Origin of the sequence: Roseivivax lentus (assembly GCF_900156805.1) — a bacterium.
In the GTDB taxonomy this organism is placed as follows: domain Bacteria; phylum Pseudomonadota; class Alphaproteobacteria; order Rhodobacterales; family Rhodobacteraceae; genus Roseivivax; species Roseivivax lentus.
Genome location: NZ_FTOQ01000001.1, coordinates 41,488 through 55,223 on the forward strand (window position 1 = coordinate 41,488; position 13,736 = coordinate 55,223).

General features: G+C 64.1%; 16 protein-coding genes. 11 read left to right on the top strand and 5 right to left on the bottom strand.

The genetic code is table 11. From position 1 onward, the window contains the following. Window positions 1-163: 163 nt before the first annotated feature. Complete coding sequence (locus BW990_RS00195; protein WP_076443815.1) at window positions 164-940, bottom strand: enoyl-CoA hydratase; 777 nt, start codon at window positions 938-940, stop codon at window positions 164-166. Between the two features lie 64 nt (window positions 941-1,004). Continuing rightward, window positions 1,005-1,856, bottom strand: a complete 852-nt coding sequence (gene mutM / locus BW990_RS00200; protein WP_076443817.1) for a bifunctional DNA-formamidopyrimidine glycosylase/DNA-(apurinic or apyrimidinic site) lyase — start codon at window positions 1,854-1,856, stop codon at window positions 1,005-1,007. A gap of 137 nt (window positions 1,857-1,993) precedes the next feature. On the opposite strand from mutM, the gene ubiE reads away from it, so the two are divergent. Both ubiE and ubiB read left to right on the top strand, forming a co-directional pair. Beyond that, window positions 1,994-2,746, top strand: coding sequence for a bifunctional demethylmenaquinone methyltransferase/2-methoxy-6-polyprenyl-1,4-benzoquinol methylase UbiE (gene ubiE, locus BW990_RS00205; RefSeq protein WP_076443819.1), 753 nt, complete (start codon window positions 1,994-1,996; stop codon window positions 2,744-2,746). Between the two features lie 4 nt (window positions 2,747-2,750). Beyond that, the gene (gene ubiB, locus BW990_RS00210) at window positions 2,751-4,283 is read left to right on the top strand and encodes a 2-polyprenylphenol 6-hydroxylase (RefSeq protein WP_076443821.1); all 1,533 of its coding nucleotides are present in this window, start codon (window positions 2,751-2,753) and stop codon (window positions 4,281-4,283) included. Between the two features lie 217 nt (window positions 4,284-4,500). Here the strand turns inward: ubiB and BW990_RS00215 are convergent, their stop codons facing one another. Further along, the gene (locus BW990_RS00215; protein ID WP_076443823.1) at window positions 4,501-5,172 is read right to left on the bottom strand and encodes a flagellar hook capping FlgD N-terminal domain-containing protein; all 672 of its coding nucleotides are present in this window, start codon (window positions 5,170-5,172) and stop codon (window positions 4,501-4,503) included. A gap of 7 nt (window positions 5,173-5,179) precedes the next feature. Further along, entirely contained in the window at window positions 5,180-7,102 is a 1,923-nt protein-coding gene (locus tag BW990_RS20935; protein WP_159441593.1) for a flagellar hook-length control protein FliK, read from the bottom strand. A 176-nt stretch (window positions 7,103-7,278) separates the two neighbouring features. Between BW990_RS20935 and BW990_RS00225 the strand changes: the two genes are divergently transcribed. From BW990_RS00225 to BW990_RS00250, 6 genes are all read left to right on the top strand, one after another. Beyond that, window positions 7,279-7,557 carry a rod-binding protein gene (locus tag BW990_RS00225; protein ID WP_076443827.1) on the top strand — a complete coding sequence of 93 codons (279 nt, stop codon included), beginning with the start codon at window positions 7,279-7,281 and terminating at the stop codon, window positions 7,555-7,557. Continuing rightward, window positions 7,538-7,882 carry a flagellar protein FlgN gene (locus BW990_RS00230; RefSeq protein WP_143526029.1) on the top strand — a complete coding sequence of 115 codons (345 nt, stop codon included), beginning with the start codon at window positions 7,538-7,540 and terminating at the stop codon, window positions 7,880-7,882. Before BW990_RS00225 ends, BW990_RS00230 begins: the two co-directional genes overlap by 20 nt. A gap of 192 nt (window positions 7,883-8,074) precedes the next feature. Further along, window positions 8,075-9,388: a flagellin gene (locus BW990_RS00235; protein WP_076443831.1), complete on the top strand. Its 1,314-nt coding sequence runs from the start codon at window positions 8,075-8,077 to the stop codon at window positions 9,386-9,388. Window positions 9,389-9,463: 75 nt separating this feature from the next. Then, window positions 9,464-9,841, top strand: a complete 378-nt coding sequence (flaF, locus tag BW990_RS00240) for a flagellar biosynthesis regulator FlaF (RefSeq protein ID WP_076443833.1) — start codon at window positions 9,464-9,466, stop codon at window positions 9,839-9,841. After that, window positions 9,838-10,242, top strand: a complete 405-nt coding sequence (gene flbT / locus BW990_RS00245; RefSeq protein WP_076443835.1) for a flagellar biosynthesis repressor FlbT — start codon at window positions 9,838-9,840, stop codon at window positions 10,240-10,242. Before flaF ends, flbT begins: the two co-directional genes overlap by 4 nt. Then, on the top strand, window positions 10,239-11,030 hold the full coding sequence (locus BW990_RS00250) for a DUF1217 domain-containing protein (protein WP_076443838.1): 792 nt from the start codon (window positions 10,239-10,241) through the stop codon (window positions 11,028-11,030). The genes flbT and BW990_RS00250 overlap by 4 nt, the downstream gene beginning before the upstream one ends. 163 nt (window positions 11,031-11,193) lie before the next feature. On the opposite strand, the gene BW990_RS00255 is transcribed toward BW990_RS00250, so the two are convergent. Beyond that, window positions 11,194-12,540 (bottom strand): FliI/YscN family ATPase, encoded by a 1,347-nt coding sequence (locus BW990_RS00255; protein WP_083950412.1) that lies wholly within the window; start codon window positions 12,538-12,540, stop codon window positions 11,194-11,196. 126 nt (window positions 12,541-12,666) lie between these two features. Between BW990_RS00255 and BW990_RS00260 the strand changes: the two genes are divergently transcribed. From BW990_RS00260 to fliE, 3 genes are read left to right on the top strand one after another with little or no spacing between them, the layout of a single operon-like run. After that, entirely contained in the window at window positions 12,667-13,011 is a 345-nt protein-coding gene (locus BW990_RS00260; RefSeq protein WP_234990127.1) for a flagellar basal body protein, read from the top strand. An 11-nt stretch (window positions 13,012-13,022) separates the two neighbouring features. Next, window positions 13,023-13,415, top strand: a complete 393-nt coding sequence (flgC, locus tag BW990_RS00265) for a flagellar basal body rod protein FlgC (RefSeq protein ID WP_076443842.1) — start codon at window positions 13,023-13,025, stop codon at window positions 13,413-13,415. A 31-nt stretch (window positions 13,416-13,446) separates the two neighbouring features. Further along, the gene (gene fliE, locus BW990_RS00270) at window positions 13,447-13,734 is read left to right on the top strand and encodes a flagellar hook-basal body complex protein FliE (protein WP_076443844.1); all 288 of its coding nucleotides are present in this window, start codon (window positions 13,447-13,449) and stop codon (window positions 13,732-13,734) included. Window positions 13,735-13,736: the final 2 nt, after the last annotated feature.

Here is a 13,736-nt window from a genome sequence, read left to right on the forward strand (position 1 = left end):
CGACCTTGTCTTCGTGTTCCAAATGTCTGCGCGGCAACGACACCACACCCGGACGCACGACCGGATCGATTCTTGCCTGAGCGGGCATCACGCGCATTTCGCCGCGACCGATAGGGCAAATGCCCCGGCATGGCAAGCCGGGAATCGCCGGGTCGCCGGGCGCTTACTTGTCGCGGAACTGAGGCGTGCGCTTTTCCTGGAAGGCCGCCATGCCCTCTTTCTGGTCCTCGGTCGAGAACAGTGAATGAAAGAGCCGCTTCTCGAAAAGGATGCCCTCGGCGAGCGTGGTCTCGTAGGCGCGGTTGACCGCCTCTTTCGCGGCCATGGCCGACAGCATGGATTTCTCCGCGATCTTCTCGGCCGCGCCCTGGGCTTCTTCCATGAGCGACTTGACCGGAACGACGCGGCTGACGAGCCCCGACCGCTCGGCCTCCTCGGCATCCATGAAGCGGCCGGTCAGGTGCATGTCCATCGACTTCGACTTGCCGACGAAGCGGGTCAGGCGCTGGGTGCCGCCGATCCCGGCGATCACGCCGAGGTTAATCTCGGGCTGGCCGAACTTTGCGTTGTCGGCGGCGATGATGAAATCGCACATCATCGCCAATTCGCATCCGCCGCCCAGCGCATAGCCCGCCACCGCGGCGATCACCGGCTTGCGCACCTTGGTCAGCGCGTCATGCTCGCGTCCGAAGAAGTCCTGCAAGAAGACCTCGACGAAGCTCTTCTCGGACATCTCCTTGATGTCGGCACCCGCCGCGAAGGCTTTCTGCGATCCGGTCAGGATGATCGCGCGGACCTTGTCGTTCGCATCGGCCTCGCCCAGCGCCGTCGCCAACTCGCCCAGAAGCTGGCTGTTCAGCGCATTCAGGGCATCGGGCCGGTTGAGTTTGATGGTGCAGACGCGGTCTTCGATATCGACGATGATCGTCTCGTAGGCCATGAAACGGCGCTCCGTTCGCTCTTGTCAGGCCCTCGTGGTTATCACGTCGCGCTATTCGTTCAAGCTATCTTTGACATTGCGCGCAGTAGAAGGACGACCGGCCCGACTGCACGATCCGGCGGACCGACCCGCCGCAGCCGTCGCGGCGGCAGGCGGCACCTTCGCGGCCATAGACATCGAAGCTGTGCTGGAAATAGCCCAGCTCTCCATCGGCCTGCCGGTAGTCCCGCAAGGACGATCCGCCCGCCGCGATCGCATCCTGCAGGGTCGCGCGGATGATCGGCACGAGGCTGGCGACCCGGCCCGCACCGATCCGGCCCGCCTTCCGCGCGGGATGGATGCCGGCCCGAAAGAGCGCCTCGCAGACATAGATATTCCCGAGGCCCGCGACGATCTTCTGGTCGAGAAGCGCCGCCTTCACCGGCATGTTGCGCCCCTTGAAGGCCCCCACCAGATGCGCCTCGTGAAAGCTGTTGCCCAAGGGCTCGGGGCCCAGCGCGGCGATCAGCGGATGCGCCTCCGCGCCGTTTGTCGGCATCAGGTCCATGGCGCCGAAGCGGCGCGGGTCGTTGAAGGTCACCCGTGCGCCGTTTTCCATGTGAAAGACGACGTGGTCGTGTTTCTCGGGCGCGGGATGGTCGTGCACGAACTGCCCCAGCGGATCGCCCGAGATCAGCACCCGGCCCGACATGCCGAGATGCATCAGGAGCGTCTCGCCCGTCGACAGATCCGCAAGGATGTATTTCGACCGCCGCCTGAGCCGGTCGACCCGCGCCCCGGTCAGACGCTCGGCCATCCTGTCGGGGAAAGGCCAGCGCAGATCGGGCCGGTTCACCTCCGCCTGCACGATCCGCACGCCCTCCATCGCGGGCACGAGGCCGCGGCGGACGGTTTCGACCTCGGGCAATTCGGGCATGGACGGCTCCTGTTCGACCGCGCCTAGATAAGGCGCCTTCCCCCCGGCGAAAAGCCCCGCGCTCATTTGACTGTTTGTGGCCCGCGCGCCATCTCTGTAGGACGTTGGCAACGCTGCCAGAAGCCCGGGACGCTTTCATGAACGACGACGACCGCAAGACCACCCATTTCGGGTTCGAGGATATCCCGGAAACCCAGAAGGCCGGTCGCGTGCAGGGCGTGTTCCAATCCGTCGCCTCCAAATACGACGTGATGAACGACGCGATGAGCCTCGGCATCCACCGTCTGTGGAAAGACGCGATGATGGATTGGCTGGCGCCGCGCCGCGGTCAGCGGCTTCTGGACGTGGCCGGCGGCACCGGCGATATCGCCTTCCGCTTTCTCAAGCGCGCGGGCGCGGGGCATGCCACCGTGCTCGACCTGACCGAACCGATGCTCGTCGAGGGCCGCAAGCGCGCCGAGGCCGCCGCGATGCAGGACAGCCTCGACTGGGTGGTCGGCGATGCGATGGCGCTGCCCTTCCCCGACAACAGCTTCGATGTCTACACGATCAGCTTCGGCATCCGGAACGTGACCCGGCCCGAGGTGGCCCTCGCCGAGGCCTACCGCGTGCTGAAACCCGGCGGGCGGCTGATGGTGCTGGAGTTCTCGCAGATCCCGCAGCCCGGTCTGCAGAAGCTCTACGATGTCTATTCCTTCAATGCGATTCCGGCGATGGGCCAGATGATCGCGGGCGACCGGGACAGCTACCAATATCTGGTGGAATCGATCCGGCGCTTTCCGGACCAGGAGACGTTTCTGGCGATGGTCCGTGACGCCGGGTTCGAACAGGCCAAATACCGCAATCTGACCATGGGCGTGGCCTGCCTGCATTCGGGCTGGAAGTTCTGACCGGATGCGCGGACCGATCAATCTCTGGCGGCTGATCCGCACTGGTGCCACGTTTGAACGCTCGGGTGCGATGAGCGTGGTGCTCGATGCGGTCGACGCGCCGCGTCCCGTGCGCATCGCCGCGCGCATCATCGGGCGGCCGTTTTCCTTCCTGGGATATGAAGGCGACGCCAAGATGCCGCCGGTGACCCGGGCGCTGACCGCGCTTGGGCCGGCCTACATCAAGTTCGGCCAGATCCTGTCGACCCGTCCCGACGTGGTGGGCGAGGAACTCGCCGCCCAGCTTCGGGTCCTGCAGGACAAGCTGCCGCCCTTCCCCCGCGAGGCCGCCCGCAAGGCCATAGAGGACGAGCTCGGCGTCGATCCCGACGGCCTGTTCGCCACTTTCAGCGAACCGGTCGCCGCGGCTTCCATCGCGCAGGTGCACAAGGCCGCACTCGCCGATACGGGCGAGGTCGTGGCGGTGAAGGTGCTGCGCCCCGGGATCGAACGCGCCTTCCGCCGCGATATCGACGCCTTCTACTTCGCCGCGCGCTTCATCGAGTTCGTCTCGCCCGCCTCGCGCCGGTTGCGGCCCGTCGACGTGATCGCGCATTTCGAAGGCGTGGTGTCGGGAGAGCTGGACCTGCGGCTCGAAGCGGCCTCGGCCTCCGAATTCGCGGCCAATACCGAGGCGGATGACGGTTTCCGCGTGCCGCAGGTCAAATGGTTCCTGTCCGGTCGACGGGTCATGACTCTCGACTGGGTCGAAGGGGCCGCGATGGGCGACAATGCCGCAATCGACGCCGCGGGGATCGACCGGGTCGAGTTGTCCGAACGGGTGCTGCAACTCTTTCTCAACCATGCCCTGCGCGACGGTTTCTTCCATGGCGACATGCACCAGGGCAATCTGAAGGTCGCCGCGGACGGCGCGATCCTGGCCTACGATTTCGGCATCATGGGCCATATCGATGCCTATACCCGCCGGGTCTACGCCGAGATCCTCTACGGTTTCATCCGGCGCGACTACAAGCGGGTCGCGGAAGTGCATTTCGAAGCGGGCTACGTGCCGGCGGATCGGGACGTGGACGAATTCGCCCGCGCCTTGCGTGCCGTGGGTGAGCCGATTTTCGGCATGGATGCGACGCGCATCTCCATGGCGCGCCTGCTGGCCTATCTGTTCGAGGTGACGGAACGCTTCGGGATGGAAACCCGGACCGAGCTGATCCTCCTGCAACGGACCATGGTCGTGGTCGAGGGCGTGGCGCGGTCGCTCAATCCTCGGATGAATATCTGGCATGCGGCGAAGCCCGTGGTGGAAGACTACATCAAGAACTCCATCGGGCCCCGTGCCGTGGTTCACGATCTGCAGGAAACCGCGAAGGTCATCGCGCGCTTTGGCCCCCGCCTGCCCGGCCTCGTGGAGGGCTTGCTCGTACAGCAGACCCAATCCGGTCAGGTCGCGAAGCCGTCGCTTTGGCCGGTACGGCTGATCTGGGGCGCCCTCGGTGTGGCCGGTGGTGCGGGCAGTGTCGCGCTAGTGGTCCTTCTCCTCTGAAGCTTTGCCCCGGAGGACGACGCAAAGACGGCGGCCATCGCCGCCCCCGCGGCTGCGAAGACCACGACGCGTTCGGATCAGCCCAAGAGCGCATCGCGCATACCTCTCGTCCGGTTTACGCCAAGCCCGCACGGGCTGAGGCGATTTTGGGCTCCGATGACGGCATGTCATTTTTCCGCAGCCAAGATCCGCCATCCGCGCCGCTCCGGCCAAAGAATCAGGCTCCTTCCGCCAATCTGACCGCGTTCACCTCGGACATCGAAACCGTCGAACCGCTCTGCAATGTCAGCGAGACACCCGTTTCATCGGCGGTTGCCTGCGCCACCTCGCCGTAGGCATGGGCGGTCGTGGTCGCGATGACGCGCCCGTCCTGCGCGCTCTCGACCTCGAAGGTATAGACGCCGTTCGGCAGGGGCGCGCCGCTCGGGTCGGTCCCTGTCCAGACGACTTCTCCCGCGGGAACGCTCAGTGCTTGCCGGCTCACGACGGTGCCCGCGCTGTTCTTCACGATCAGCTGTGCAGACGTCGCCCCGACGGCCGTTTGCGGGACCAATTGGATCGGCGTGCCGTCGAACATGACCGGCGCTTGAACGAGCACGTCCGCGCCCACCCAGCCTGACAGTTCGGACATCGCCGACCCCGAAAGCTGTACCTGCATCTGCTGGAGAAGGTCATTGGTCAGAACCTGCTGCTCCACCGCGGCGAAAGTGGCCAGTTGCGCCGCATAATCCGAGGATTCGATCGGGTTCAGCGGGTCCTGGTTTTCCGCTTGGGTCACGAGCATTTGCAGGAAGGTTTCGAAATCAGAAGAGAGTGTCGTCTCCCGCTGTTCGGGCGTCGCCCCTGCTCCCGCGCTGAAGGCCGGTGAAATACTGGTATCGATCTGCATGGCTGGCTCACAATCTGAGGTCTAATCCTTCATGACCGGAACCGTTTCCGGGCATGGCGCTGGGCGTGGCGGCGCGGGCCGCGGCGGTGTCGGGTACATTCGGCTCCGGCTCGGCGGCAGGTAGCTGGGCCTCGTGGTCCGATCTTTCGCCCGAACCGAAGGCAAAGCTTTCCAGGTCAAGGCCCGCATCGGCAAAGGCGCGTTCGAGTGCCGCCGCGTTGCGTCGCAGAAGGTCGACCGTCTCGACGCGATCACCGAAGATCTGAACATGGATGCCGGTTTCGCCGGAGGAAATTGCGATCCGAAGCCGACCGAGCTCTTCCGGATCGAGCCGCAGATCGATCATGCCCGACGCATCGACGCGGAGCCTGTCCATTATTTGCTGGAATATTGGTGCGACCGGGCTGGACCCGGCCGGGAAGGCCGCTCCGGCGACGGCACGCCCCTGCACGGTTTCGGAAAGCGCGTATGGCTGCCCTACGAGTTCGATACTCCGAACCCGCTCGGACATATCCGCCCATTTCGCCTCGTCCGAATCGCCTTCGCCGAGACCCCAATGCGAAACGGCGCGCGCCGGCTGGATCGAGACCGGTATCGCGGCAATCGCCGTCGCAGAGACCGGGTTTCTCCGCAGCGAGGGATCAAGTGCGGTATCTGTGGATCCAACGTTCGTGACTTCGACATCCGCAGGTTCTGGCAACTTGGCCGCCATGTCGGTGCCCGCAGCTTGGCGAATTGGCGATGCCCCCTTCGCCATAGGGGAAGCGTTGGCCGCATGGGTCGAGGCTTTGCCCGAATTCAGTGGCACCGCGATCTTTTCGTTTGATCCAGCGTACAAAGACGACGGCAATTGATGATCGCCTGTCTCGGTTCTCTCGTTGCTCCTGCCCACGAAGGTGCCATCAGCCAAGGCCATCCGCCCCTTTTCGGAACTCTCTACGGTTGCCGTGAGCGTACCCGCCCTGTCTTTGCTGTCGATACCCAGCGTTGGAGTCGCGGCCCGGAGCGACTGGGTCTCCTGAGTGACGAGGCGTTCGGCCAAACCCTCTGCCGCCATCCTTGTCTCGGTCTTCGCCGCGGCGTTTGCCGCCAGATCCGTCACGATTTGAATATTTGGGGGATTTGCCCCGACCTGTGGCGAGGGCGCTGTCGGAGACAAGGACGGAGTGAGCGTCGAAGAGGTCGAAACGGATTGGCCAGATCCGTTCGGAACAGGCGGCTCCAAGCGCCCTGAGAAACCCAATACTCCGGCATCATGCTTGAATGAGGTGAGGGTTGCGGGATCGGTTCGGGAATCATGACCGACCGAAATGCGCTCAGTTTGCGAGATCGACCCAGCATAGGTCTTTGCTGATGAAGATTGACGCTGCCTCGTAACCAATGCCCGTCCAGCATCGGCAAATGACGCGGAAGTGGTCGCGGCCGTAAGCGGTTCAAACCACTCTCTTTCCGATCTTGATGCCTTTTCCAGGTCGCTCGATTGCATGTTCTCTATCGCGGAAATCTGCTTATCGATATTTGGACCCGTCTCCAGAAAAGCTTCACGGTCTTGCACTGCCCCTGAATCGGACGCCTGAGCCTCTTCAATGGCACCAGCCGTCACGTCGACAAAGCCCGATTCCTTGAGCGAGACATCCGCGTCTCCAACGGCTCCGGACGAGGGCACCGTCTCCGGCCGCGGATCGGCGGAAAGATGCGAGCGCGGTCGTATCGCCTCGACGGCATTCGAAGGCATCGCATTATCCAGAGAGGGCGGAGAGGTCGCCGTCACCTCTTCACTGGACGCTTGAAGCTCACCATCGGGATTGGACCCGGTATCCTGGTCCGCCGCACCTTGATCGGTCGCGTTATCGTTTGTTCGCAGCGATCTTGCCGCCGCATAGAGATCCGAAAATCCAATCTTTTCCGCGTCGGAAAGTACCTCCGCCACGCGTTGCGGCGCATGCTGATCGGCAGTTTGAGAGCCCAGAAATCTGAACGAGGACGAATTTACGGACGGCATCGGCTTCTCCGAATATATCGTCCCACTTAAACAGGCATCCCCTTACCAAAAATTTACTGGTGGCGCAGATAGTCGAAAAAGTTTGAGGTATTTGGAGATCGACCATGCAAACGCTATTGGTCAGTGCCGGCGCCGCCCATGACGGATCGAAATTGCGGGCGGCTGCAGTCGCCCTCGAGGCGCAATTCATTGCAGAAATGCTGAAGGCGGCAGGGTTTTCCGAGGCCCGCGAAGCCTTTGGCGGCGGTGCCGGAGAGGCGCAATTCGCGTCGATGCTGAACGATGAATATGCCGGAGCAATCGCTCGGCGTGGCGGATTCGGGCTGAGCGAACGGATTCTCCAATCTTTGATGGAGACACATCATGAAACAGCCGATTTTTGACCAGTTGAACAGACTTCTCGACAAAGAGCGCACCGCGCTCCTCCACGGAGATTTCGAAAAGATCAGCACACTCCTGAAAGAGAAGGAGGCGCTGCTGGAGGCAATCTCGGCAGAGGGCTCCGCGCGCGACGTCGATGCGCCGGTCATGGCAAAACTGCGCCGGAATCTGACACTTTACGACGAGGCTCTCGCAGGTCTGCGCGCGGTTGCGGAACGCATTGGCGCAACAGCACAGCCGCGATCGGAATTGCGATTCTACCGGCAGGACGGGGATACGACCTCGCTGACGGTGCAGACGCCGAAGGGCCTCGAGAAGCGGGCCTAGCGCATTTGACGAAAATCGAAGGGAAAAGACTGAGGGAGGATTAGGAAGGCGTTAGGAGATTTGGATCGAAGGTGCGAACGCGTTCCATCGAGAACGGCGCATGGCCCGGCCACGCAAGTGTCAGAATGACGATCGAAGCCCGACTTGGGCACAACCGGTGCAAAAGCATCTTCGAAAAGGGAAACGCTGATAATGTCCAGCATTCTGACCAACAATGGCGCGATGGTCGCGCTGCAAACCCTCAAATCGATCAACCGGAACCTCGCTGAAACGCAGTCGCAGATTTCGACCGGCAAATCCGTGGCAAACGCCAAGGACAATGCCGCCGTCTGGGCCATCTCGAAGGTGATGGAATCGGACGTTCAGGGATTCAAGGGAATCTCGGACAGCCTCAATCTGGGTGAATCCACCGTCGCCGTAGCGCGCCAAGCGTCGGAAACGGTGGCCGATCTTCTGACACAGATGAAGGGCAAGATCGTCGCGGCACAGGAAGAAAACGTCGACCGCGCGAAAATTCAGACCGACATCGCTGCGCTGCGCGACCAGATCACGTCCGTGACCAACGCCGCGCAGTTCAACGGTCTGAACCTGCTGTCCAACACCGAGAAGGAAGCGGGCTCCGGCCTGGTCAACGTGCTGTCGTCCCTCGACCGTTCGTCGACCGGCGTCACGGCCAGCAACATCGCGGTGAACAAGCAGGATCTGGGCACCGGGGCGTCCGCAGTGTCCGGGACCGCGATCACGACCGCGGAAACGGCAACGGCCACCAACAGCCGCATGACCGGAACGGCATTGGCTGCGACCACTCTCACGGGTGCCGCAACTGCGCCGACGACCTCCATTACGATCTCATCGGTCGAAGCGGGCTTCGGGTATTCTGCGGCCCTGACCGGCGGTGCCGGCGCCTTCGCCACGGGATGGAACGTGACCGGTACCGCTGCCGACGGCATCCGCTACGTTGCGCGCGACGGGGACACCACCGCCGATGTGGCGCAGGGTCTCGCCGATTCGTTCAACAAGTACGCGGAAGCCTTCGAAGCGGCCAATCCGGGCGTTGCCGGTCTCGACGGCGTGCGGGCCACCGTGTCCGGCACGACGATCACCTTCACGGGATCGACCGAGACCGGGGACAACTTCGGTATCCAGGTGAGCGGCTATGGGGCAGCGGGCAATACGATCGGTGGCGGGCTCGAAGACGTGTCCGGCATCGACGTGACGACCGACGCTGGCGTGACCAGCGCGCTGAGCTCGATCGAAAGTCTGATCCAGACGTCGATCGACTCGGCCGCAGCCTTCGGTTCCGTCCAGGGCCGGATCGAGACCCAAGCGACCTTCATCCAGAGCTTGAGCGATTCGCTCAAGTCCGGCATCGGCACTCTCGTCGACGCCGATATGGAAGAAGCTTCGGCGCGTCTGCAGGCGCTCCAGGTGCAACAGCAGCTGGGCGTTCAGGCTCTGTCGATCGCCAACCAGGCGCCGCAGTCGCTTCTGTCGCTGTTCCGGTAAAACCAACGGGAAGGGCCCTCGGGCCCTTCCCATCACCGGATCCTGACAAGTAATCCCGTAAAGGAGGGCTGCGTCGTGAATGCGCAATCCCTGGCGCAACGCGCCTACTCTGCTTCCTCGATGCCCACGCGAACGTCCCGCAGCAACGAATATTCGGTGATCGCCGATGTCACGAGGCGCCTCAGGGATACCGCCCGGACGGCGCGCTCTGACTATCCCGGTTTCGTCCAGGCCCTGTCCGACAACCGGCGCCTCTGGACCGCGCTCGCCGCCGATGTCAGCGCCGGAGGAAACGCGCTGCCCGAGGATCTGCGCGCACGCATCTTCTTTCTCGCGGAATTCACGGAGGCGCAAAGCCGCAAGGTTCTCCGCCACGGAGCCAGCGTCGCTCCGCTTCTGGAAATCAACACCGCGATCCTGCGCGGTCTCGGTCAGAACGGAAGGAAACCATGAGCGGTCTCGTCCTGAAACTCGCCCCGAAGGAGCGTATCCTCGTCAACGGCGCCGTCATCGAGAACGGCGACAAGCGCACGCGATTTTCCATCATGACGCCCAATGCGCATATCCTGCGCCTCAGGGACGCCATCCATCCCGACGAGGCCTCGACGCCGGTGCGGCGCGCCGCCTATCAGGTCCAGCTCGTGCTGACGGGCGACATCGATCCCGAAGCCGTGCGCAAGGATACATTGACCCGGATCGAGGAACTCAGCCGCATCCTCGTCGACAATGACAGCCGACGCCTTCTCGACCAGGCATCCGATGCGCTGCTGCAGGAGCGGTTTTATCAGTGCCTCAAGGGCTTGCGCGCGCTCATTCCGCGCGAGGACCGCCTGCTCGCCGCGGCCCAGTCATGAGTTTCCAGCCGGTCGTCATCGGTACGGGCCTTGCGGCATGGTCATTCCTCAAGGCCACGCGTGCCACGCAGGAAGCGGCTTTCGAGGCCTCACCTCAGATCGCGCGTGCGACCGCGAATTTCGCGGAGAAGATCGCGGGCATCACGACCGCCGCGGACCTCGTCGCCGATCGCGAATTGCGACTCGTCGCGCTGCAGGCGTTCGGGCTTCAAGACGACGTGGACAATGTATTCTTCGTGCAACGGATCCTCGACGGGGGGACCTCCGAGCCCGACGCCCTCGCGAACCGCCTCGCCGACGATCGATATCGCGCGTTTTCGGCCGCCTTCGGTTTCGGCGAGCCATTGCCGCCCCGAACAGCCAATCCGTCGCTGGCCCGCAATATCGTGGATCGCTTCCGCGCCCAATCCTTCGAGCTGGCGATCGGCAGCCAGAACGAAGCGCTGAGATTGGGGCTTTTCTTCGAGCGCAGCCTGCCGGATCTGGTTGCGAAGGGCAGCGCGAACGACACGGCATGGTTCGAGATCATGGGCACACCGCCCATGCGACAGGTCCTCGAAACCGCACTTGGCCTGCCCAAGAGCTTCGGTCAGCTCGATATCGATTTCCAGCTGGAGGCATTCAAGGACAAGGCGCACCAACGTTTCGGCACCCACAGCGTGGCGGACCTGGCCAATCCCGAGATCCAGGAACAGATCATCCAGACTTTCCTGCTCCGCGAACAGGTCAATACGGGTGCGACCACCAGCGGCGCACAAACCGCGCTGGTTCTTTTGCAGGGCCTCTAGCGAGAGGTTCGCCCGCCGGTCGCAAAGCCGAAAACGCCCCCGCACGTCTCGACGGTGACCGCGTGACGAGATCCCGGCCCGCATCGGACCCGGACCCGCACAAAGCAGAGTTGGATCACGCGCCCGATTTCGCCATTTCCTGACTGGCGCGGATCGACACCCCTCACCCCTGTTGGACGCTGCTCCTTTGCGACTGGCTACGTCGCAAGATGAGATTCAGCCGATCGAAGGAATCCGAAACGCGCGCGCCACCATCGGAGCCGACGAACTGATCGAGGTCGTCCCAGGCCCGAACCGCGCGGTCGAGCAGAGGATCGCCGCCCTCTTTGTAAAGCCCGGCCCGGATCATGGTTTCGGCCCCCGCATGAGCTCCGATGAGACGGCGGGCATCCAGTATGGCCGCGGATTCCGCAGCACTTGCCGCACCGGGCAAGGCGCGCGATACCGACCGCAGAACGTCCACCGCCGGGAAACGGCCCCGTTCCGCGATCTCCCGCGACAGTACCACGTGACCATCGAGGGTGCCGCGCAGTATGTCCGCGATCGGCTCTTCCATATCGGAGCCCGCGACCAGCACGGTGAACACGGCCGTGATGTCACCCTGCCCCGGCCCCCCGGGACCAGCCCGTTCGCACAGCGACATGACCTTCTGCGCGGTGGAGGCGGGATGGCCGCGCAAGGTCGGCAATTCCCCGGCTGCAAAGGCCACTTCGCGGTGGGCATCGGCGAAACGCGTGATCGAATCGGCCAGAAGCAACACGCGGACGCCCGCATCGCGAAAATGCTCGGCAACCGTCATGGCCGCATAGGCGCAGCGCCGCCGCTCCAGCGCGGATCGGTCTGAGGTCGCGGTGATCACCACCGACCGCGCCATGCCCTCGGGGCCCAGAACGTCCTCGACGAAATCGCGCAATTCGCGGCCCCTCTCACCGATCAGCGCCAACACCACGACGTCGCTTTCAAGCCGTTGCGCGAGCCGCGCGAGAAGTCGCGATTTCCCCACGCCCGATCCCGCGAAGACGCCGATCCGCTGGCCGCTGACCAGAGGAAGGATGGTGTCGAAAACCGCCAGCCCGGTGGCGAGCCGGGGCCCAAAGCCGCGACGCGCGGCGGCCGGCGGCGGATCGGCGTGGAAAGGGCGCGGGGGACCGGCCGCGGGCACGGGCCCCCCGTCAAGCGGCCGTCCGAACGGATCGAGAATGCGCCCGATCCAGGAGGCGCTGGGCGACAGGCATACGCGGCCGAGACGCAGCACGCGATCGCCGCGCCGGATCCCGTCGCACCCGCTTTCCGGCATCATCGCCACGCTCTCCGCGTCGATCCGGAGCACCGATCCCTCTCGAGGACCGTCGCTGGCCGCGAGCCGCAAGCGGTCCCCGACCGAGACCGCGTGACCCAGGCCGCTGACATGCACGAGCGTGCCGTCGACCCGCAAAACGCGGCCCATGGGGGCCTGCCGGTCGACGCGCCCGATTCGGGCGGCGAGGTTGTCCAGGGCCAGTGTCTGCATGGCGTTCGCTCCGTTTTTGACCTGCAAACTCTTTCTAAACGAATCGCAGTTAAGTCTTGGTTGAAACCGAGAAGGAGCTTTGGCGTCGTGTACCAATCGCTGACCATATTCCAGAATGCGCGGGCCATGGCGGAACATGCCGGGCGCGCGCAGGCCGCCACCGCGCAGAACCTCGCCAATGCCGACACGCCGGGTTACCGCGCCATCGCGATGCCCGATTTCGAGGCCGCGCTTGCGGGTGCACGCGGATTCGAGTTGCGCGCGACCCGGCCGGCACATCTTTTCGGGCAAAGCCCCGGAAGGCCGGCGGATTACCTCGTTCGGGACACGGCGGTCGATCCCAATGGCAATTCTGTTTCCATCGAAACGGAGATGGTCGCCGCCGCCAGCGCGAAAGGGGCGCATGACCGCGCACTCGCGATCTACCGATCCGGCCTGTCCATCCTGCGCGCCTCGCTCGGGCGCCGGTGACGGAGGCCGCCATGTCCGATTTTTCAGATGCCACAAAGGTGACCGCCAGCGCGTTGCAGGCCCAGGCCGGACGCCTGCGGCTCTTGTCGGAAAACATCGCCAATGCGGACACTCCGGGCTACCGCCGCAAGACCGCGCCGTTCGAAAGTGCCGCGGCCGGCGGGCAGGACCTGCCCAGCGTCACGCTGGGCCGCACGAAGCTTGATCGCTCCGACCTTGCCCGCGTGCACGATCCGGGCCACCCCCTGGCCGGACCGGACGGGTTCTATGAAAGCTCCAATGTCGATCTGCTGATCGAAATCGCCGACGCCCGCGAAGCCCAGCGCAGTTACGAGGCCAATCTCAAGATGTTCGAACAGACCCGGGAGATGCGCCGCGGCCTCTTCGATCTTCTCCGCCGTTAACGTCTCCCTCCCAACAGGACAGGAACCCAGAATGGATATCCGATCCCTTTTCGCCGCGCAGAGTTACGCGGCAAGCCGTCCCGCGACCGAAGCCCAACCCAAGGCCGGCATGGACGGCATGATCCGTGCGGGCGTCGAGGATTTCGCCGCCACGCTCGCCGAGGCGGAGACCGCCGCGCAGAACACGATGGCCGGCGATGCAGACCCCCACGCATTGGTCACGGCCCTTGCCCAATCGGAACTGGCGGTGGAGACGGTGGTCACCGTGCGCGACCGCGTCGTCGAGGCGTATCAGGAAATCCTCCGGATGCCTGTCTGATC